The organism is Candidatus Pelagibacter communis, from assembly GCF_012932795.1.
Taxonomy (GTDB): Bacteria; Pseudomonadota; Alphaproteobacteria; order Pelagibacterales; family Pelagibacteraceae; genus Pelagibacter; species Pelagibacter ubique_S.
In genome coordinates, this window is sequence record NZ_LANA01000002.1 from 222,591 (window position 1) to 240,432 (window position 17,842).

Genomic DNA, 17,842 nt, shown 5'->3' on the forward strand with positions numbered 1-17,842 from the left:
TATAAATGCAATTATCTTTTACTGAAAAAAAAAATATCAGAAAAAGTTTTGGTAAATTAACTGAAACTCTATCTATACCTAATTTAATAGAAGTTCAGAAAAATTCTTATAAACAATTAACAGATTTTGACTCTCAAGCTGGAGATTTATCTAAAGGTTTTGACAGAGTTTTTAAAAGTATTTTTCCAATAGAAGATCTTAATGATAAAGGGACGCTGGAATATGTATCATATAGATTAGAAAAACCAAAATTTGATACCGAAGAATGTATACAGAGAGGTTTGTCTTTTACGTCAGCTCTTAAATGTACATTAAGATTAGTTGTTTATGAAATAGATCAAGAAAAGAATACAAAGGATATTTTATCAGCAAAAGAACAAGAAGTCTATATGGGTGAAGTTCCTATGATGACAGATAGTGGAACTTTTATAACTAATGGAGTTCAAAGAGTAGTTGTTAATCAAATGCATAGAAGTCCAGGTGTATTCTTTGACCATGATAAAGGAAAATCCCATGCAAGTGGTAAGCTTCTTTTTAATTGCAGGGTTATACCTAATAGAGGCTCTTGGTTAGACTTAGAGTATGACGTAAAAGATTTTTTATATTTTAAGATAGATAGAAAGAAAAAAATTTTTATATCAACTTTATTGATGGCATTAGGATTTACCAAATCGGAAATTGCTGATGAATTTTATAGTAAAGAAACTTATTCATTTGATAGTAAAACTGGTAAATGGAAAACAAAATTTAATCCAGAAAACTACAAGGCAAAAAATTTTTCTGAAGAGGTTGTAGACATTAAAACAGGCAATGTTGTTATTAAATTAGGAGATAAAGTAAACTATTTAACTGCCAAAAAACTAGCTAGTGATGGCTTAAAAGATATTTTAGTTTCACAAGAATCACTATATGGAAAATTTTTACATAGTGAAGTTAAAACTAATGATGCAGAAGAAGAGGATAATTTTGGAATTGGAACAGAACTAAATGACACTATCATTAATAAAATCATTGATTCAAAAATATCTTCAATTGAAATTTCCATAACAAATTCAATAAACAAAGGACCTTATTTATTAACAACTATTTTAAATGATAAAAATAACACTAAAGATGAAGCAGTAACTGAAGTTTATAAAGTTTTAAGACCAGGAGAACCGCCTACACCTGAAATTGCCACACAAATTTTTAACAATTTATTTTTTAGTTCCGAAAGATATGACCTTTCTGATGTTGGTAGAGTAAAAATGAATTCAAGACTTGGCTTAGAATGCTCAGATAAAGTAACGATTTTAAGAAATGACGATATTGTAGCTATTATTCATAAAATGCTAGAATTAAGAGATGGAAAAGACGAAGTTGATGATATTGACCATTTAGGAAATAGAAGAGTTAGATCTGTAGGAGAGTTGGTTGAAAACCAAGCTCGAATAGGTGTTTATAGAATGGAGAGAGCTATTAAAGAAAAAATGACGACTCTAGATATCGAGTCAGCCATGCCCCAGGATTTGATTAATGCAAAACCTTTAACTGTTTCACTTAAAGATTTTTTTGTGAGCTCCCAACTTTCACAATTCATGGATCAAACAAATCCACTTTCTGAAATAACCCATAAAAGAAGAGTTTCTGCTTTAGGACCAGGTGGGTTAACTCGTGAAAGAGCTGGATTTGAAGTTCGTGATGTTCACCCAACCCACTATGGTAGAATTTGTCCAATAGAAACTCCTGAGGGACCAAACATTGGACTAATAAATAGTCTATCTACTTATGCAAAAATTAATAAATATGGTTTTATTGAGAGTCCTTATAAAAAAGTTAAAAATGGTACTGTTGAAGATAAAGTTGAATATTTATCAGCTATGGAAGAAACAAAACATACTATAGCTCAAGCTAATACTAAGGTTGATAAAAATGGAAAAATTTTAGAGGAACTCGTTTCTTGTAGAGAAAACCTAAATTTTATTTTGTCTAAGCCAGATAATATTGATTATATAGATGTATCTCCAAAACAATTAGTTTCTGTTGCTGCATCTTTAATACCTTTTTTAGAAAATGATGACGCTAATAGAGCATTGATGGGGTCTAATATGATGCGGCAAGCAGTTCCCTTATTAAAACCAGAATCTCCTCTGGTAGGTACAGGTATCGAAAGTGATGTTGCTTTAGACTCAGGTGTTACTATTGTTGCAAAACGTGATGGTATTGTAGATAAAATTGATGGAAAAAGAATTGTAATTAAAGCAACAGACGAAACTGATTTTACCAAATCTGGTGTTGATATTCATAATTTACAAAAATTTAAAAGATCTAACCAGAATACTTGTATAAACCAAAAACCACTAGTTAGAGTTGGAGATAAAGTAAGATCTGGAGATATTATTGCGGATGGACCCTCAACAAAACTTGGTGAGTTAGCACTTGGTAAAAACGTAACTGTAGCCTTTATGCCTTGGCAAGGATATAATTTTGAAGATTCGATTTTAATTTCTGAAAGATGTGTAACAGACGATGTATTTACTTCTGTTCATATAGTTGAATACGAAGTTATGGCTAGAGATACAAAACTAGGTGAAGAAGATATAACTAGAGATATTCCAAATGTTAACGAAGAAGCTTTAAAAAATTTAGACGAATCTGGAATTGTTTATATTGGAGCTGAGGTTAAAGCAGGTGATATTTTAGTTGGAAAAGTAACCCCAAAAGGAGATTCTGCGTCAGGACCTGAGGAAAAATTATTGAGATCAATTTTTGGTGAAAAAGCGATAGATGTTACTGATACTTCTTTAAAAATGTCTAGGGGTAGCAGCGGAACTGTTGTTGACGTCCGTGTTTTTAATAGACATGGAATAGAAAAAGATGAAAGATCAATTACTATTGAAAGAGCAGAAATTGAAACAGTTCAACAAGATAAGATTGTTGAGGAAGAAATTTTAGAAAGAAGTATCAAACAAAGAGCTAATCAAATTTTATCAGGTGCTTCATTAACTAAAAAAATAAAAGATTTAGAAAATGGCACTAAACTTGACTTAGAAACTATAAATAAAATCAACATCAATGATGTTTTTAAAATCACTGTCGGAAATGTTAAAGATGAAGCAAGCATCGCTCAGTTAAAAGATCAATACAACACGGCCAAGCAAGATATTTTAGAAAGATTTGAAGACAAAGTTTTAAAGATTAGAAGTGGAGATGATTTATTACCAAGTGTAATGAAAATGGTTAAAGTTTTTGTTGCTATAAAAAGAAGGTTGAGACCAGGTGATAAAATGTCAGGTAGACATGGAAATAAAGGAGTTGTGAGTAAAATTGTTCCGGTTGAAGATATGCCTTATAGAGAAGATGGAAGACCAGTTGATATTGTGTTAAATCCACTTGGTGTACCAAGTCGTATGAATGTCGGTCAAATTTTAGAAACCCATTTAGGATGGGCATGTAAGGAATTTGGTGAAGAGGTTAAACGTTTAATTAATGATAATAATAAAAGAATTGAAAAAACAGAAAAAATATCAAAATTTTTAAAATCAGTTTATGGTAAAGAAATTTTTGATAGCAGTATCGACAAACTAAATAAAATAGAATTTAAAGATTTGTGTGAAAACTTACAAGATGGAATAGCTATAGCTACCCCAGTATTTGATGGTGCTAAAGAAAAAGATGTTTCAGAAATGCTTAAAATAGCTAATTTGCCAACTTCGGGCCAAACACATCTATGGGATGGAAGAACAGGTGAAATGTTTGATAGACCCGTAACGGTAGGAATTATTTATATGTTAAAACTTCATCACCTAGTTGAAGATAAAATCCATGCTAGATCCACAGGACCTTATAGTCTTGTTACACAACAACCGTTGGGAGGAAAAGCTCAGTTAGGTGGACAGAGATTTGGTGAAATGGAAGTTTGGGCGCTTGAAGCTTATGGTGCCTCTTATACCTTACAAGAAATTTTAACTGTTAAATCAGACGACGTAGCAGGAAGAGTTAAAGTTTATGAAACTATAGTTAAGGGTGAGGAGAATTTTGAATCAGGAATACCTGAATCTTTCAATGTATTAGTTAAAGAAATAAAATCATTAGCACTTAATATAGAGTTGAACTAAATATGAAAAATGAATTAACAAACCTATTCAAAAATACTGGAATTTCTGAAGCTCAAAATTTTAATAGCATTAAAATTACATTAGCCAGTCCTGAAAAAATTAAATCTTGGACTTATGGAGAAATTAAAAAGCCAGAAACTATAAATTACAGAACTTTTAGACCAGAAAAAGACGGTTTATTTTGTGCAAGAATTTTTGGTCCGATAAAAGATTATGAATGCTTGTGTGGAAAATACAAAAGAATGAAATTTAGGGGGATCATTTGTGAGAAATGTGGTGTTGAAGTTACAAAATCTAATGTTCGTAGAGAAAGAATGGGTCATATTAATCTAGCAACTCCAGTTGCTCATATTTGGTTTTTAAAGTCTCTACCTAGTAGAATTTCTCTTGCAGTAGATATGAAATTAAAAGAAGTCGAAAGAGTTTTATATTTTGAAAATTTTATAGTTATAGAGCCAGGATTAACTGGACTTAAAAAACATCAACTTTTAAATGAAGAAGAATTAGCAAAACACCAAGATGAATTTGGTGAAGAGTCTTTTGAAGTTGGTATTGGTGCAGAAGCCATACTTTCTATTTTAAAATCAATGGACCTAGAACTAGAAAGAAAAAATTTAATTAATTCTATTAAAGAAACAAAATCTAAAGTTAATGAAGAAAGATCTATTAAAAGACTTAAATTAATTGAGTCTTTCATAGAAACAGGTCAAAAACCAGAATGGATGATTTTAACAGTTATTCCTGTAATACCACCTGAGCTAAGGCCTTTGGTTCCGCTAGATGGTGGAAGATTTGCAACATCTGATTTAAATGATCTTTATAGAAGAGTTATAAATAGAAATAATCGTTTAAAAAGATTAATGGATCTTAAAGCCCCACACATAATTGTGAGAAATGAAAAAAGAATGCTACAAGAATCTGTAGACGCATTATTTGATAATGGTAGAAGAGGAAGAGTAATAACAGGCACAGGAAAAAGACCTCTTAAATCTTTAGCAGAGATGTTAAAAGGTAAACAGGGGAGATTTAGACAAAATTTATTAGGAAAAAGAGTAGATTATTCTGGTAGATCAGTGATTGTTGTTGGACCAGACCTAAAGTTACATGAATGCGGTTTACCCAAAAAAATGGCTTTAGAGTTATTTAAGCCATTCTTATACGCAAGATTAAATAAACTTGGACTAGCATCAACTATTAAACAGGCAAAGAAATTAGTTGAAAAAGAAACTAATGCAGTTTGGGATGCTCTTGAATTAATAGTTAGAGAACATCCTGTAATTCTTAATAGAGCTCCTACACTTCACAGACTTGGTGTTCAAGCCTTTGAACCAAAATTAATTGAAGGTGATGCTATTGAGCTTCATCCACTATGTTGTGCAGCATTTAATGCTGACTTTGATGGAGATCAAATGGCTGTACACGTGCCGTTAAGTTTAGAAGCCCAATTAGAAGCAAGAATTTTAATGCTTTCTACTAACAATATTTTAAGTCCATCAAATGGAAAACCTATTATTGTACCAAGTCAGGATATGATCTTAGGTCTTTACTATTTGTCACAAGCACCTTTTCAAACAGAAAAACCAGATGGCTATTTTGTAAATAACAATGAAATTGAGCATGCGTTATCTACAGGTCAAATCAAAGTACACTCAACTATTGTTTCAAGATTTGAAACAGTTGATGAAAAAGGAAATCAAAAATTTGAAAAACACACAACTACAGCAGGTAGATTTTTACTTGCTAATCTATTACCTAAAAATAAAGATATCACTTTTTCATTGATAGACAGATTACTACCAAAAAAAACAGTTTCTGAAATTATTGATAGTGTATTTAGATTTTGTGGTCAAAAAACTACAGTAATTTTTTGTGACCATTTAAAAGATTTAGGTTTTAAGCATGCATTTAAAGCCGGTATTTCATTTGGTAAAGATGACCTAGTTATACCTGAAAATAAAGGTCAATTAATTGAAGATACCAAAAAACTAATTGCAGATTATGAAAATCAATATTCTGAAGGCTTGATTACTCGAGGAGAAAAATACAATAAAGTAGTTGATGCTTGGTCAAAGTGTACTGATAAAGTAGCTGGTGAAATGATGAGAGGAATTTCTGCAACAGAAAGTACTCCAGAAGGAATGAAAATTAATTCTGTATTTATGATGGCAGACAGCGGAGCCAGAGGATCAGCCGCTCAAATGAAGCAGTTAGCTGGAATGAGAGGACTTATTGCTAAACCTTCTGGGGAAATTATTGAGACTCCAATTATTTCTAATTTTAAAGAAGGTCTTACTGCCCTTGAATATTTTAACTCAACTCATGGAGCTAGAAAAGGGCTTGCAGATACAGCATTAAAAACAGCAAGTTCTGGATACTTAACTAGACGACTTTGTGATGTAGCACAGGATCTTACAATTACCAAAATAAAATGTGAAAACCCTGGTTTTATTGAATTAGGTGAAATTCTGGAAGGTGGAAACGTAGTTGTCAGTTTGTCTGAAAGAGCCTTAGGAAGAGTGACTGCCTTTGATGTTAAAAACCCTATTACAGGTGAAGTAGTTATTAAAAAAGAAACTATGATTGATGAAGCTGGATGCGATAAAATTGATGCTGCTGGTGTCAAATTTATAAAAGCCTACTCGGTTATGACATGTAGTTCTAAACTTGGAGTTTGTGCAACTTGTTATGGACGTGATTTATCAAGAGGTAAAATGGTACATGTTGGTGAAGCTATCGGAATGATTTCAGCCCAGTCAATTGGTGAGCCAGGAACTCAATTAACAATGAGAACTTTCCATGTGGGTGGTACCGCCTCTGTTAAGCAAGAGTCTCAGATAATTTCTAAGACAGCTGGAACCTTAAAAATTATAAACTCTAATTTACTTGAAGACTCTAAGAAAAATTTGATTGTAATGGGAAGAAACACGCAGCTTTCAATTGAAGATGATAATGGTGTTCAGGTTGCAATTTATAAAGTAGCTTATGGATCTAAATTATTTTTCCAAAATGGAGACAAAGTAAAATCAAATGATAAAATCTGTGAATGGGACCCTTATACAACACCAGTAATAGCAGAAAAAAGTGGTATAGCTGGCTATGTTGATTTGATTGATGGTGTTTCAATTCAAGAGACCACTGACGATGCAACTGGTATTTCATCCAAATCTGTAATTGATTGGAGAGCTCAATCTAAAAATACTGACTTAAAACCAAGAATTACTTTAAGAGATGGCAAGGGAAATGTAATAAAAAAAGCAGATGATAATGAAGCTAGATATTATCTAGTCCCAGACTCAATTTTGTCTGTAAAAGATGGTCAAAAAATATTTGCAGGTGATATAATTGCTAGACTACCCAAAGAAACAACTAAAACAAAAGATATTACAGGAGGATTACCTCGTGTTGCAGAATTATTTGAAGCAAGAAAAGCAAAAGATAGTGCAATTATTGCTGAAAATGATGGACAAGTTTTATTTGGTAAAGAAGTAAGAGGAAAGCAAAAAATTTCTATTCAACCAGAAGACGGAGAAGCTTCTAATTATTTAATACCTAAGGGCAAGCATATAAACTTCAATCAAGGTGAAAAGATTAAGAAAGGTGAATACCTACTTGATGGACAACCTTTACCACATGATATTTTAAGGATCTTAGGTATCAAAGATTTAACTGAGTATTTTGTAAACCAAGTTCAAGAAGTTTACAGATTACAAGGTGTAATAATTAATGATAAACATATCGAAACTATCTTAAGACAAATGCTTAAAAAAATTGAAGTTAAAGTTTCTGGTGACTCAAGTTATCTACCAGGGGAAATGATTGATAGAATTAAATTCGATATCACAAACGAAAAATTAGTAGCAGAAGGAAAAAATCCTGCGGTCGGTGAAAGAGTTTTAATGGGGATTACAAAGGCATCATTACAAACAGAATCCTTTATATCTGCAGCTTCCTTCCAAGAAACTACAAGAGTACTAACAGATGCTGCTATTAAAGGCAAAGTAGACCCATTAAATGGGCTAAAAGAAAATGTTATTGTTGGGAGATTAGTGCCAGCAGGTACTGGTCATATTAAGAATAACTGGAACAAAAAAGCTTTAGAAGATGATAACAAATTCCTTGCTGAGCAAGACAAAATAGAGCCCAGTGAATCGACAGAAACTCAAGCTAATCAATAAAATATAACACGTTAAAATTGTAGTTTTAGTTTGACAAAGTCAAATTAAACAGTATTTTGACGGTGTTTTTGGTTGGAATGTAGTACTTGTTACACAGTACTAAACGCTGCCACAAAATAACCTGTCAGTTATTTTCATTCAAAAATAAATTAATTAATAAACATTATTTTATGCCAACTATTAATCAGTTGTTAAGAAAAAAACGAACTAGACCAGTTGCTAGGAACAAAGTTCCAGCACTAGAAAAGCAACCCTTAAAGAGAGGTGTATGTCTTAAAGTTTATACAACAACTCCTAAAAAACCAAACTCTGCTTTAAGAAAAGTTGCAAGAGTTAGACTTTCAAATGGTTTTGAAGTTACAGCTTACATTGGTGGTGAAGGACATAACCTTCAAGAACACTCAGTTGTTTTAATCAGAGGTGGCCGTGTAAAAGATTTACCTGGTGTTCGTTATCACATTCTCAGAGGAAATTTAGATACTCAAGCCGTTGCAAACAGAAAAAAACGTAGATCTTTGTATGGAACTAAAAAAGGTAAGTAATTATGTCTAGAAAAAAAACTCAACCAAAAAAAGTTGTTGTTCCAGATCCAATATTTAGTTCTACAATTATTCCTAAATTAATTAATTCTATAATGTACGATGGAAAAAAAGTAGTAGCTGAAAAAATAGTTTATGAAGCTATTGAAAAAATAAAATCTAAAACAAAAGAAGAACCTATCAATGTTTTTAACGAAGCAATAAATAATATTAAACCAACAGTAGAGGTAAGATCGCGTAGAGTAGGAGGAGCAACTTACCAAGTCCCTGTTGAAGTTAAAAGTAAACGAGCACAAGCTCTCGCTATCAGATGGTTAGTTGATGCCTCAAGAAAAAGAAAAGACAAACATATGTCAGACAAAATTTTTAATGAACTGTATGATGCCTATGAAAAAAAAGGTTCTGCAGTAAAAAAAAGAGAAGATGTACATAAAATGGCAGAGTCAAATAAAGCTTTTGCTCATTTCAGGTGGTAAAAAATTATGGCTAGAACACATACATTAGATAAATACAGAAATATTGGTATCATGGCTCATATAGATGCAGGAAAAACAACTACAACTGAAAGAATTTTATATTATACAGGAAAAAGTCACAAAATTGGTGAAGTTCATGACGGTGCTGCAACTATGGACTGGATGGAACAAGAACAAGAAAGAGGAATTACAATCACTTCAGCAGCAACTACTTGTTTTTGGAATGATCATAGAATCAATATTATAGATACACCTGGTCACGTGGATTTTACAATTGAAGTTGAAAGATCTTTAAAAGTTTTAGATGGTGCTGTATGTGTATTTGATGGTGTTGCTGGTGTAGAGCCTCAATCAGAAACAGTTTGGAGACAAGCAGATAAATATAAAGTTCCAAGAATTTGTTTTGTTAATAAATTAGATAGAACAGGTGCAGATTTCTATAGATGTGTAGACATGATTAGAGATAGACTTGGTTGTAAACCATTACCCATTCAAATTCCAATAGGAATAGAAGCAGATTTGTCAGGAGTTGTTGATTTAGTAAAAATGAAAGCACAAGTATGGAAAAACGAAGCACTTGGAGCTGAGTGGGAATATAAAGAAATTCCTGAGGATTTAAAGGAAATTGCACAAAAATATAGAACAGAACTTGTAGAAATGGCTGTTGAACAAAACGAAAAGCTCATGGAAGGGTATTTAAATGGGGAAGAAATTAAAGAAGAAGACTTAGTGAGATGTATTAGAGAAGGAACTTTAAATTTCAGTTTTGTTCCAATAACTACTGGGTCAGCTTTTAAAAATAAAGGTGTTCAGCCATTACTTGATGCAGTTATCAATTATTTGCCAAGTCCAATCGATATTGGTTCTATCGATGGAACAAAACCGGGCAGTGAAGATGTTATTAAAATGAAATTCGAAGATGGTGCTGGATTTTCTGCATTAGCATTTAAAGTTGCAAATGATCCATTTGTTGGTTCATTAACCTTTATTAGAATTTATTCAGGAACAATCAAAACTGGTACAGCAATTTATAATACCTCAAAAGATAAAGAGGAAAGAGTTGGCAGAATGCTTTTAATGCACGCAAACTCTAGAGAAGATATTAAAGAAGCAAATACAGGTGATATCGTTGCTTTAGCTGGTTTAAAATACACAATAACAGGCCACACTCTTTGTGATGAAGCAAATCCAGTTCTATTAGAACCAATGGAATTCCCTGATCCAGTTATTGAAATTGCAGTTGAACCTAAAACAAAAGCTGACCAAGAAAAAATGGGTGAGGCTTTAGGACGTTTAGCAAAAGAAGATCCATCATTCAGAGTTACTTCTGACGAAGAATCTGGACAAACAATTATAAAAGGTATGGGTGAGTTGCATCTTGATATTATTGTAGACAGAATGAAAAGAGAATTTAATGTTGAGGCAAATGTTGGGGCGCCACAAGTTGCATATAGAGAAACATTACAAAATGCCTCAGAAGTTGAATATACACATAAAAAACAGAGTGGTGGAGCTGGTCAATTTGCTAAAGTAAAATTATTAGTAGAACCTCAAGAACCTGGTGCTGGTAGATCTGTTGAAAGCAAAATTAAAGGAGGTTCAATACCAAAAGAATTTATTCCTGGTGTAGAAAAAGGTATCGAAACAGTGTCAGATGGAGGAATTTTAGCTGGCTTTCCCATGATTGATTATAAAGTTACAATTTTAGATGGTTTACACCACGACGTTGACTCAAGTGTTCTGGCTTTTGAATTAGCTAGTAGAGCATGTTTTAAAGAGGCTTGCACAAAAGGTACTTTAAAGTTATTGGAACCAGTTATGAGAGTTGAAGTTGTAACTCCTGAAGATTACATGGGTGATGTAATTGGTGATTTAAATAGTCGAAGAGGTCAAATTAGTACTCAAGAGCAAAGAGGAAATGCAACTGTAATAACTGCTATGGTCCCTTTAGCAAATATGTTTGGGTATATAAATAGTTTAAGATCAATGTCTCAAGGAAGAGCTCAGTACTCAATGTTCTTTGATCATTATTCTAAAGTTCCACAGAATGTTCAAGATGAAGTAACTAAAAAGATTGCTGGATAATTATTATGGAAAAACAAAATATTAGAATTAAATTAAGAGCTTATGATAATAAGATTTTAGATGCATCAACAGAAGAAATTGTTAATACAGTTAAGAGAACAGGTGCTACAATCAAAGGCCCCGTACCTTTACCTACTAGAATTGAAAGATATACAGTTTTAAAAGGTCCTCACATTGATAAAAAAAGTAGAGAACAATTTGAAACAAGAACACACAAAAGATTAATTGACATTATTGAGCCTACTCCACAAACTGTAGAAGCCTTAATGAAACTTGATTTAGCTTCTGGTGTTGACGTGGAGATAAAAATTTAATTATGACTGAATTAGCTCTAATTGGAAAAAAGATAGGGATGACTAGAGAATTTTATAAAACTGGTCGTTTAGTTCCTGTAACTGTAATTAAGATGGAAAAAGCTAGAGTAATAAATGTTATAGAAGAAGAAAAGCGAGGGTATAAAGCTGTACAATTAGGATTTGGAAATATTAAAAGTTCAAAACTTACAAAGGCTATGAAGGGCTTGTATGCAAAGAAAAACACAGAAGCCAAAAAAAAGTTAAAAGAATTTAGAGTTAAAAGTACTGAAGAATTTAAAGAAGGCAATGAATTCGGTTTAGAAATTTTTAATGAAGTAAAATTTGTTGATACAATTTCTAAAACCATTGGTAAAGGTTTTGCAGGTGCCATGAAAAGACATAATTTTGGTGGACTAAGAGCGACACATGGTGTTTCAGTGTCACATAGATCTCATGGTTCAACTGGACAAAGACAAGATCCAGGAAAAGTCTTTAAGGGGAAAAAAATGGCTGGCCATATGGGTGATAGAAGCAGGACTATGCAAAATTTAGAAATTATTAAAACTGATTTAGAAAATGAATTATTATATTTAAAAGGTTCAATACCTGGCTCAAAAAATTCTGAAATACTTGTTAAACAGTCAGTTAAAGTTATTAATAAAATGACAATTAAAGAGAAAATTGCAGCAGCAGTCGAAGCTAAAAAAACACCTGAAAAGAAAAAGAAATAATGAAAATTAATAAACTAAATTTAGATGGAAAAAAAGACTCAATCGAAGTTTTAGATAAAATTTTTTCAGCAAAAATAAATAAAAAATTAGTAGATAATGTTTTGTATAAAACAAATGCCAATTACAAAGGCAGACATGGTAAGACCAAACAACAAAATGAAATTACTGGATCTACGTCTAAGATTTATGCTCAAAAAGGTACTGGTGGAGCAAGACATGCGAGTAGAAAAGCGCCAATATTCGTCGGTGGTGGTGTAGCACATGGCCCTAAAGGTCAACTGGCTTATAAAAAAAGAAAACTTAATAAAAGTGAAAAAAAATTGAGTATTGCATCTTTAATCACAGAAAAAAACAAACTTAACAATTTATTAATTTTCAATGATTTTGGAACTGAAATTAAAAAGACTAAAGAAATGAATGCTATTGTTAAAAAATTTGAAATAACACACTCATTAATAATTTTAGATAAATCTTCAAAAGAAAAAGTAGAAAAATCTATGAGAAATATTCCAAACATCAAAGTTACTGACATTAATCATTTTAGTGCTTTTGACATCATTAAATTTAAAAAAGTTGTATTTACTGAAAGCTCAGTAAAAGAACTTGAAAAGAGATATTCATAAAATGGATAAAATACATTTATACGATAAAATTTTATCACCGATGGTAACTGAAAAATCTACAAACCTATCAGAACAAAATAAGATTGTATTTAAAGTACCTAGAGCTGCAAACAAAACTAATCTAAAAAAGAATATAGAAAAGATTTTTAAAGTTAACGTTACAAAAATCAATATTATTAATAAACAAAACAGATCAGTAGTAAAAAGAGGAAAAAAAGTAAATGTCCAAGGATATAAAAAAGCAATTATAACTTTAAAAAAAGGTCAAAGCATTGATCTAACAACAGGAATTTAAATAATGGCATTAAAAACATTTAAACCATATACAAAATCTACTAGAGGAACTGTTCTAGTTGACAGAGCTGGTCTATGGAAGGGCAAACCATTTAAACAATTGGTTGAGCCAAAAAATTCTATGAGAGGAAGAAATAACAATGGACATATTACTTCTAGAAATATGTCAGGTGGTGGTCATAAAAAAATGTATCGACTTGTTGACTTTTACAGAAAAAAAATGGATGTACCAGGTACCGTTGAGCGTATAGAATATGATCCAAACAGATCATGTTACATTATGTTAATAAAATTTGAAGACGGAACTCATTTTTATTATTTGGCACCTCAAAAAATTAATGTAGGTGATAAAGTTGAAAACGGACCTGCCAAAGAAATTAAAGTTGGAAATTGTATGCCCTTAAGAGACATTCCTGTTGGTGTTAATATCCATAATGTTGAATTAAAGCCAGGCGGTGGAGGTAAAATAGCTAGATCAGCTGGTACTTCAGTTACTATTAGTGGATTAGACGGAAACTACTCATTAATCAAAATGATATCTGGTGAAGTGAGAAAAATTGATTCTAGATGCATGGCGACAATAGGAGTTCTATCAAATCCAGATCAAAAAAATATTAAAATAGGTAAAGCTGGAAGATCAAGATGGTTAGGTAGAAGACCACATACTAGAGGTGTTGTAATGAACCCAGTTGATCACCCACACGGTGGTGGTGAAGGTAAGAGTGCAGGTGGTAGACATCCAGTATCGCCAACCGGACAAGGTGCTAAAGGTTTAAAAACTAGAGATAATAAGAGAACAGATAAATTTATAGTGAGAAGAAGAAATAAAAGAAAGGATTCTAAAAAATAATGTCTAGATCAGTTTGGAAAGGACCCTTTGTAGAAGAAAGCTTAATAAAAAAAGTTGAAAAGCAAAAATTAGATCCAAAAAAAATGCCAATTAAAACATGGTCAAGAAAATCAACAATAATTCCTGAATTTATTGGTGTTAGTTTTTTAATTTATAATGGCAAAAAATTTATACCAGTTACTATTTCCGAGGATATGGTTGGTCATAAGCTTGGAGAATTTTCACCAACAAGAACTTTCTTCGGTCATACACCAGCTGATAAAAAAGCAAAACCAGCAACAGCTGTTAAAAAATAATTATGAATAAGAAAAAGAAAAATAATAGAATTAAATTAGATACCGTTAGGTCAGTAAATAACAATATAAGATCTAGTGTAAGAAAACTTAATCCAATTTTAAAATCTATTGTTGGAAAAAAAGTAGATGTTGCTATTAGAGAATTACAATTTTCTGCTAAAAGAATTACTAAAGAGATTAGAAAAACTGTTTCTTCAGCCGTTGCTAACGCTGAAAACAATAATCAATATGATATAGATAAACTTATTGTTAAAGAAGCATATTGTGGAAAAAAAATTATTATGAAAAGATTCAGACCTAGAGCAAAAGGAAGAGCAGCACCAATTTTAAAACCTTATTCATCAATTACAATTATATTATCAGAAATTAAACAAATGGAGAGTCATGGGTCAAAAAGTTAATCCAACAGGTTTTAGACTTGGTGTAAATAGAGGTTGGGACTCTGTTTGGTATGCGAAAAAGAAAGATTTTGGAAATTATTTAATAGAAGACTTTAAAATTAGAGCCTATATCAAGAAAAATGTAGTTAACTCTGGTGTATCAAAAGTTATGATTGAGAGAACGTCAAATAAATGTTTTGTGACAATTTATACTTCTAGACCAGGATTTGTTATTGGTAAAAAAGGGAGTGATATTGATAAAATTAAAAACAATTTGTCTAAATTTACTAGTAATGATGTTTCATTAAATATTAAAGAAGTTAAAAAACCAGAAACTAATGCCTATCTTGTTGCTGAGAATATTGCTCAACAACTGGTTAAAAGAATATCATACAGAAGAGCGATGAAAAGAGCTATGCAATCATGTATGAGATTAGGTGCCAAAGGAATCAAGGTTTCAATTAGTGGCAGACTTGGTGGTAATGAAATAGCAAGGACAGAATGGTTAAGAGAAGGAAGTATCCCCTCTCATACATTGAGAGCTGATATTGATTATAATGAAGCTGAGGCATTAACAACATTTGGAATTATTGGAATTAAAGTGTGGATTTACAAAGGGGAAGTTTTTGCAAGAGAATTTAGTCAAGAAACTAACAAAGTAAAAGCAAAAGAGGTTAAAGATTAATGTTACAGCCAGTAAGAACAAAGTATAGAAAAGCTCATAAAGGCAGAATTCATGGTACAGCTACACGTGCTGCAAAGATTAACTATGGTTCGTTTGCTTTAAAAGCAATGGCACCTGAAAGAATTATAGGTAAACAAATTGAAGCTGCTAGAGTTGCCTTAACCAGACACATGAAGAGGCAAGGTCGTGTTTGGACTAGAATTTTTCCAAATATTCCTGTTTCTAAAAAACCTGTTGAGGTTAGAATGGGTAAAGGTAAAGGTGCCCCTGAGTATTGGGCATGCAGAGTCAAACCAGGTAGAATATTATTCGAAATTGATGGAGTTTCAGAAACAATTGCAAAAGAAGCACTTTATAAAGCATCTGCAAAACTACCAATTAAAACTAAATTTATAAAAAGATTTGTATAATATGAAAAAACAAGAAATTAAAAAATTATCAAAAGATGAGATCATTAAAAATATAGATAAATTTAAAAAAGATTTATTTAATTTTAGATTTCAAAGAATTAATTCTGAAATTAAAGATCCCTCAAAAATTGGACAAACAAAGAAAACAATTGCAAGATTAAAAACTATACTTAAAGGAAAATTAAATGCCTAAAAAAATATTAACAGGAATAGTTACAAGCGACAAACCAAACAAAACAATTACAGTTGCGGTAGAGAGAAAATACTCTCACCCTGTACTTAAAAAAGTAGTAAAAGTTAAAAAGAAATATAATGCTCATGATGAAGATAATAAATTTAAAACTGGAGATAAGGTTTCAATAATAGAATGTAAACCATTCTCAAAAAATAAAAAATTTCAAGTTATGGATGGTTCTAAATGATACAAGTACAAACAGAAATGTTAGTAGCTGATAATACTGGAGCTAAAAGAATTGAATGTATTAAAGTTTTAGGTGGATCTAAACGTAGATATGCAAGCATTGGTGACACAATTGTTGTTGCTGTAAAAGAAGCTATACCTAAAGGTAAGGTTAAAAAGGGATCAGTTCATAAAGCTGTAGTTGTAAGAGTTAAAAAAGGAATTCATAGAGATGACGGATCAAAGGTAAAATTTGATAATAATGCTGCAGTTTTAGTTGATGACAAAGGTGAACCAGTTGGAACTAGAATTTTTGGTCCAGTAACACGGGAATTAAGAAATAGGGGCCAAATGAAAATAATTTCATTAGCTCCTGAGGTTTTATAAAATGATTAAAAAAGGTTTAAAAGTAAAAGTATTAACTGGTAAAGATAAGAAAAAAGAAGGTGAAGTTATTGAAATCGACAGACTTAACAATAGAGTAAAAGTACAAGGGATCAATATTGTAAAAAAACATGTAAAAACAACAAAAGAAAAAAAAGGTGGAATAGTTTCTAAAGAAAGTTTTATTCATATTTCAAATCTTATGCTTGTTGATGTTAAGGAAAAATCAAAAAAAACTGAGGCTAAAAAATAATGATACCAAGATTAAAAGAACTTTATTATAAAGAAATACAACCTGCTCTTAAAGAGAAATTGGGCTTTAAAAATACTTATGAAGGACCTAAAGTTGTTAAAGTTGTTATTAATATGGGTTTAGGCCTTGATGGTGCTGATACTAAGATAATGAAATCTACTGAGGAAGATTTAGGAAAAATTACAGGACAAAAACCAGTTATAACGAAATTTAAAAAATCAGTAGCCAATTTTAAAACAAGAAAAGGGAGCAATGCTGGTCTAAAAGTTACTTTAAGAGGTAATAAAATGTATGAATTTATTGACAGATTAGTTAATATTGCCTTACCTAGAATTAAAGATTTTAGAGGACTTTCACCTAAAGGTTTTGATAAATTTGGAAATTATACTTTTGGGATAAAAGAACATATCATATTCCCAGAAGTTAATTTTGATAGAATAGATAAAATCAGGGGACTTGATATAGTAGTTGTAATTTCTGCTATTAATAAAGAGCACAGTTTTGCTCTTTTAGAAAAATTAAATTTTCCATTTATTAAAAAAGGAGATAACTAGTAATGGCTAAAGTAAGCGCAGTTAATAAAAACGACAAACGAATTAAACTTTCAGATAGACTTTTTAAAAAAAGACAAGCTTTAAAAAAAATTGTCATGGATAAGAAAATCTCTCTAGAGGAAAGGTTTAAAGCTCAACAAAAATTATCTAACCTACCAAGAAATTCTGCAAAAAATAGAGTAATGAATAGATGTAAAATCACTGGTAGACCACATGGAGTATACAGAAAGTTAAAAATATCAAGAATAGCTTTAAGAGACTTAGGATTGCATGGATTAATTCCAGGTATGACGAAGTCGAGCTGGTAGAAAGGA

20 protein-coding genes are annotated in these 17,842 nt (G+C 31.4%); all 20 read left to right on the top strand.

Going from position 1 to position 17,842, the window contains the following annotated elements:
* Positions 1 to 5: 5 nt before the first annotated feature.
* On the top strand, positions 6 to 4,097 hold the full coding sequence (gene rpoB, locus VP91_RS05210) for a DNA-directed RNA polymerase subunit beta (protein ID WP_169036394.1): 4,092 nt from the start codon (positions 6 to 8) through the stop codon (positions 4,095 to 4,097).
* 2 nt (positions 4,098 to 4,099) lie between these two features.
* Positions 4,100 to 8,272, top strand: a complete 4,173-nt coding sequence (gene rpoC / locus VP91_RS05215; protein WP_169036395.1) for a DNA-directed RNA polymerase subunit beta' — start codon at positions 4,100 to 4,102, stop codon at positions 8,270 to 8,272.
* Positions 8,273 to 8,442: 170 nt separating this feature from the next.
* Positions 8,443 to 8,814, top strand: coding sequence for a 30S ribosomal protein S12 (rpsL, locus tag VP91_RS05220; RefSeq protein ID WP_169036396.1), 372 nt, complete (start codon positions 8,443 to 8,445; stop codon positions 8,812 to 8,814).
* 2 nt (positions 8,815 to 8,816) lie between these two features.
* Positions 8,817 to 9,287, top strand: a complete 471-nt coding sequence (gene rpsG / locus VP91_RS05225) for a 30S ribosomal protein S7 (protein WP_169036397.1) — start codon at positions 8,817 to 8,819, stop codon at positions 9,285 to 9,287.
* A gap of 6 nt (positions 9,288 to 9,293) precedes the next feature.
* Entirely contained in the window at positions 9,294 to 11,372 is a 2,079-nt protein-coding gene (fusA, locus tag VP91_RS05230; protein WP_169036398.1) for an elongation factor G, read from the top strand.
* 5 nt (positions 11,373 to 11,377) lie between these two features.
* Positions 11,378 to 11,686: a 30S ribosomal protein S10 gene (rpsJ, locus tag VP91_RS05235; protein WP_169036399.1), complete on the top strand. Its 309-nt coding sequence runs from the start codon at positions 11,378 to 11,380 to the stop codon at positions 11,684 to 11,686.
* Positions 11,687 to 11,688: 2 nt separating this feature from the next.
* Entirely contained in the window at positions 11,689 to 12,399 is a 711-nt protein-coding gene (rplC, locus tag VP91_RS05240; RefSeq protein ID WP_169036400.1) for a 50S ribosomal protein L3, read from the top strand.
* Positions 12,399 to 13,022, top strand: a complete 624-nt coding sequence (rplD, locus tag VP91_RS05245; RefSeq protein ID WP_169036401.1) for a 50S ribosomal protein L4 — start codon at positions 12,399 to 12,401, stop codon at positions 13,020 to 13,022. The genes rplC and rplD overlap by 1 nt, the downstream gene beginning before the upstream one ends.
* Before the next feature lies 1 nt (position 13,023).
* A complete protein-coding gene (rplW, locus tag VP91_RS05250; protein ID WP_169036402.1) occupies positions 13,024 to 13,317 on the top strand; it encodes a 50S ribosomal protein L23 in 294 nt (97 codons plus the stop codon).
* Positions 13,318 to 13,320: 3 nt separating this feature from the next.
* Positions 13,321 to 14,166 (top strand): 50S ribosomal protein L2, encoded by an 846-nt coding sequence (gene rplB, locus VP91_RS05255; RefSeq protein WP_169036403.1) that lies wholly within the window; start codon positions 13,321 to 13,323, stop codon positions 14,164 to 14,166.
* Positions 14,166 to 14,462 (top strand): 30S ribosomal protein S19, encoded by a 297-nt coding sequence (gene rpsS / locus VP91_RS05260; RefSeq protein WP_169036404.1) that lies wholly within the window; start codon positions 14,166 to 14,168, stop codon positions 14,460 to 14,462. The genes rplB and rpsS overlap by 1 nt, the downstream gene beginning before the upstream one ends.
* 2 nt (positions 14,463 to 14,464) lie before the next feature.
* Positions 14,465 to 14,863 (top strand): 50S ribosomal protein L22, encoded by a 399-nt coding sequence (gene rplV, locus VP91_RS05265; protein ID WP_169036405.1) that lies wholly within the window; start codon positions 14,465 to 14,467, stop codon positions 14,861 to 14,863.
* On the top strand, positions 14,847 to 15,527 hold the full coding sequence (rpsC, locus tag VP91_RS05270) for a 30S ribosomal protein S3 (protein ID WP_169036406.1): 681 nt from the start codon (positions 14,847 to 14,849) through the stop codon (positions 15,525 to 15,527). The genes rplV and rpsC overlap by 17 nt, the downstream gene beginning before the upstream one ends.
* Positions 15,527 to 15,937, top strand: a complete 411-nt coding sequence (rplP, locus tag VP91_RS05275) for a 50S ribosomal protein L16 (RefSeq protein ID WP_169036407.1) — start codon at positions 15,527 to 15,529, stop codon at positions 15,935 to 15,937. Before rpsC ends, rplP begins: the two co-directional genes overlap by 1 nt.
* A 1-nt stretch (position 15,938) precedes the next feature.
* Positions 15,939 to 16,130: a 50S ribosomal protein L29 gene (rpmC, locus tag VP91_RS05280; protein ID WP_169036408.1), complete on the top strand. Its 192-nt coding sequence runs from the start codon at positions 15,939 to 15,941 to the stop codon at positions 16,128 to 16,130.
* The gene (rpsQ, locus tag VP91_RS05285; protein WP_169036409.1) at positions 16,123 to 16,359 is read left to right on the top strand and encodes a 30S ribosomal protein S17; all 237 of its coding nucleotides are present in this window, start codon (positions 16,123 to 16,125) and stop codon (positions 16,357 to 16,359) included. Before rpmC ends, rpsQ begins: the two co-directional genes overlap by 8 nt.
* Complete coding sequence (gene rplN, locus VP91_RS05290; protein WP_169036410.1) at positions 16,356 to 16,724, top strand: 50S ribosomal protein L14; 369 nt, start codon at positions 16,356 to 16,358, stop codon at positions 16,722 to 16,724. Before rpsQ ends, rplN begins: the two co-directional genes overlap by 4 nt.
* A gap of 1 nt (position 16,725) precedes the next feature.
* The gene (gene rplX / locus VP91_RS05295; protein WP_169036411.1) at positions 16,726 to 16,974 is read left to right on the top strand and encodes a 50S ribosomal protein L24; all 249 of its coding nucleotides are present in this window, start codon (positions 16,726 to 16,728) and stop codon (positions 16,972 to 16,974) included.
* Positions 16,974 to 17,528, top strand: a complete 555-nt coding sequence (gene rplE, locus VP91_RS05300; protein ID WP_169036412.1) for a 50S ribosomal protein L5 — start codon at positions 16,974 to 16,976, stop codon at positions 17,526 to 17,528. Before rplX ends, rplE begins: the two co-directional genes overlap by 1 nt.
* A gap of 2 nt (positions 17,529 to 17,530) precedes the next feature.
* The gene (gene rpsN / locus VP91_RS05305; protein WP_169036413.1) at positions 17,531 to 17,836 is read left to right on the top strand and encodes a 30S ribosomal protein S14; all 306 of its coding nucleotides are present in this window, start codon (positions 17,531 to 17,533) and stop codon (positions 17,834 to 17,836) included.
* The last annotated feature ends 6 nt before the right edge of the window (positions 17,837 to 17,842 follow it).

Bases quoted from the DNA above. Each gene is read 5' to 3' on its own strand.
- rpsQ (WP_169036409.1), top strand. From the start codon at position 16,123: ATGCCTAAAAAAATATTAACAGGAATAGTTACAAGCGACAAACCAAAC.
- rplX (WP_169036411.1), top strand. From the start codon at position 16,726: ATGATTAAAAAAGGTTTAAAAGTAAAAGTATTAACTGGTAAAGATAAG.
- rpmC (WP_169036408.1), top strand. From the start codon at position 15,939: ATGAAAAAACAAGAAATTAAAAAATTATCAAAAGATGAGATCATTAAA.
- rplE (WP_169036412.1), top strand. From the start codon at position 16,974: ATGATACCAAGATTAAAAGAACTTTATTATAAAGAAATACAACCTGCT.
- rplN (WP_169036410.1), top strand. From the start codon at position 16,356: ATGATACAAGTACAAACAGAAATGTTAGTAGCTGATAATACTGGAGCT.
- rpsL (WP_169036396.1), top strand. From the start codon at position 8,443: ATGCCAACTATTAATCAGTTGTTAAGAAAAAAACGAACTAGACCAGTT.
- fusA (WP_169036398.1), top strand. From the start codon at position 9,294: ATGGCTAGAACACATACATTAGATAAATACAGAAATATTGGTATCATG.
- rplC (WP_169036400.1), top strand. From the start codon at position 11,689: ATGACTGAATTAGCTCTAATTGGAAAAAAGATAGGGATGACTAGAGAA.
- rplP (WP_169036407.1), top strand. From the start codon at position 15,527: ATGTTACAGCCAGTAAGAACAAAGTATAGAAAAGCTCATAAAGGCAGA.
- rpsS (WP_169036404.1), top strand. From the start codon at position 14,166: ATGTCTAGATCAGTTTGGAAAGGACCCTTTGTAGAAGAAAGCTTAATA.
- rpsC (WP_169036406.1), top strand. From the start codon at position 14,847: ATGGGTCAAAAAGTTAATCCAACAGGTTTTAGACTTGGTGTAAATAGA.
- rplB (WP_169036403.1), top strand. From the start codon at position 13,321: ATGGCATTAAAAACATTTAAACCATATACAAAATCTACTAGAGGAACT.
- rplV (WP_169036405.1), top strand. From the start codon at position 14,465: ATGAATAAGAAAAAGAAAAATAATAGAATTAAATTAGATACCGTTAGG.
- rpoB (WP_169036394.1), top strand. From the start codon at position 6: ATGCAATTATCTTTTACTGAAAAAAAAAATATCAGAAAAAGTTTTGGT.
- rpoC (WP_169036395.1), top strand. From the start codon at position 4,100: ATGAAAAATGAATTAACAAACCTATTCAAAAATACTGGAATTTCTGAA.
- rpsJ (WP_169036399.1), top strand. From the start codon at position 11,378: ATGGAAAAACAAAATATTAGAATTAAATTAAGAGCTTATGATAATAAG.
- rplW (WP_169036402.1), top strand. From the start codon at position 13,024: ATGGATAAAATACATTTATACGATAAAATTTTATCACCGATGGTAACT.
- rpsN (WP_169036413.1), top strand. From the start codon at position 17,531: ATGGCTAAAGTAAGCGCAGTTAATAAAAACGACAAACGAATTAAACTT.
- rpsG (WP_169036397.1), top strand. From the start codon at position 8,817: ATGTCTAGAAAAAAAACTCAACCAAAAAAAGTTGTTGTTCCAGATCCA.
- rplD (WP_169036401.1), top strand. From the start codon at position 12,399: ATGAAAATTAATAAACTAAATTTAGATGGAAAAAAAGACTCAATCGAA.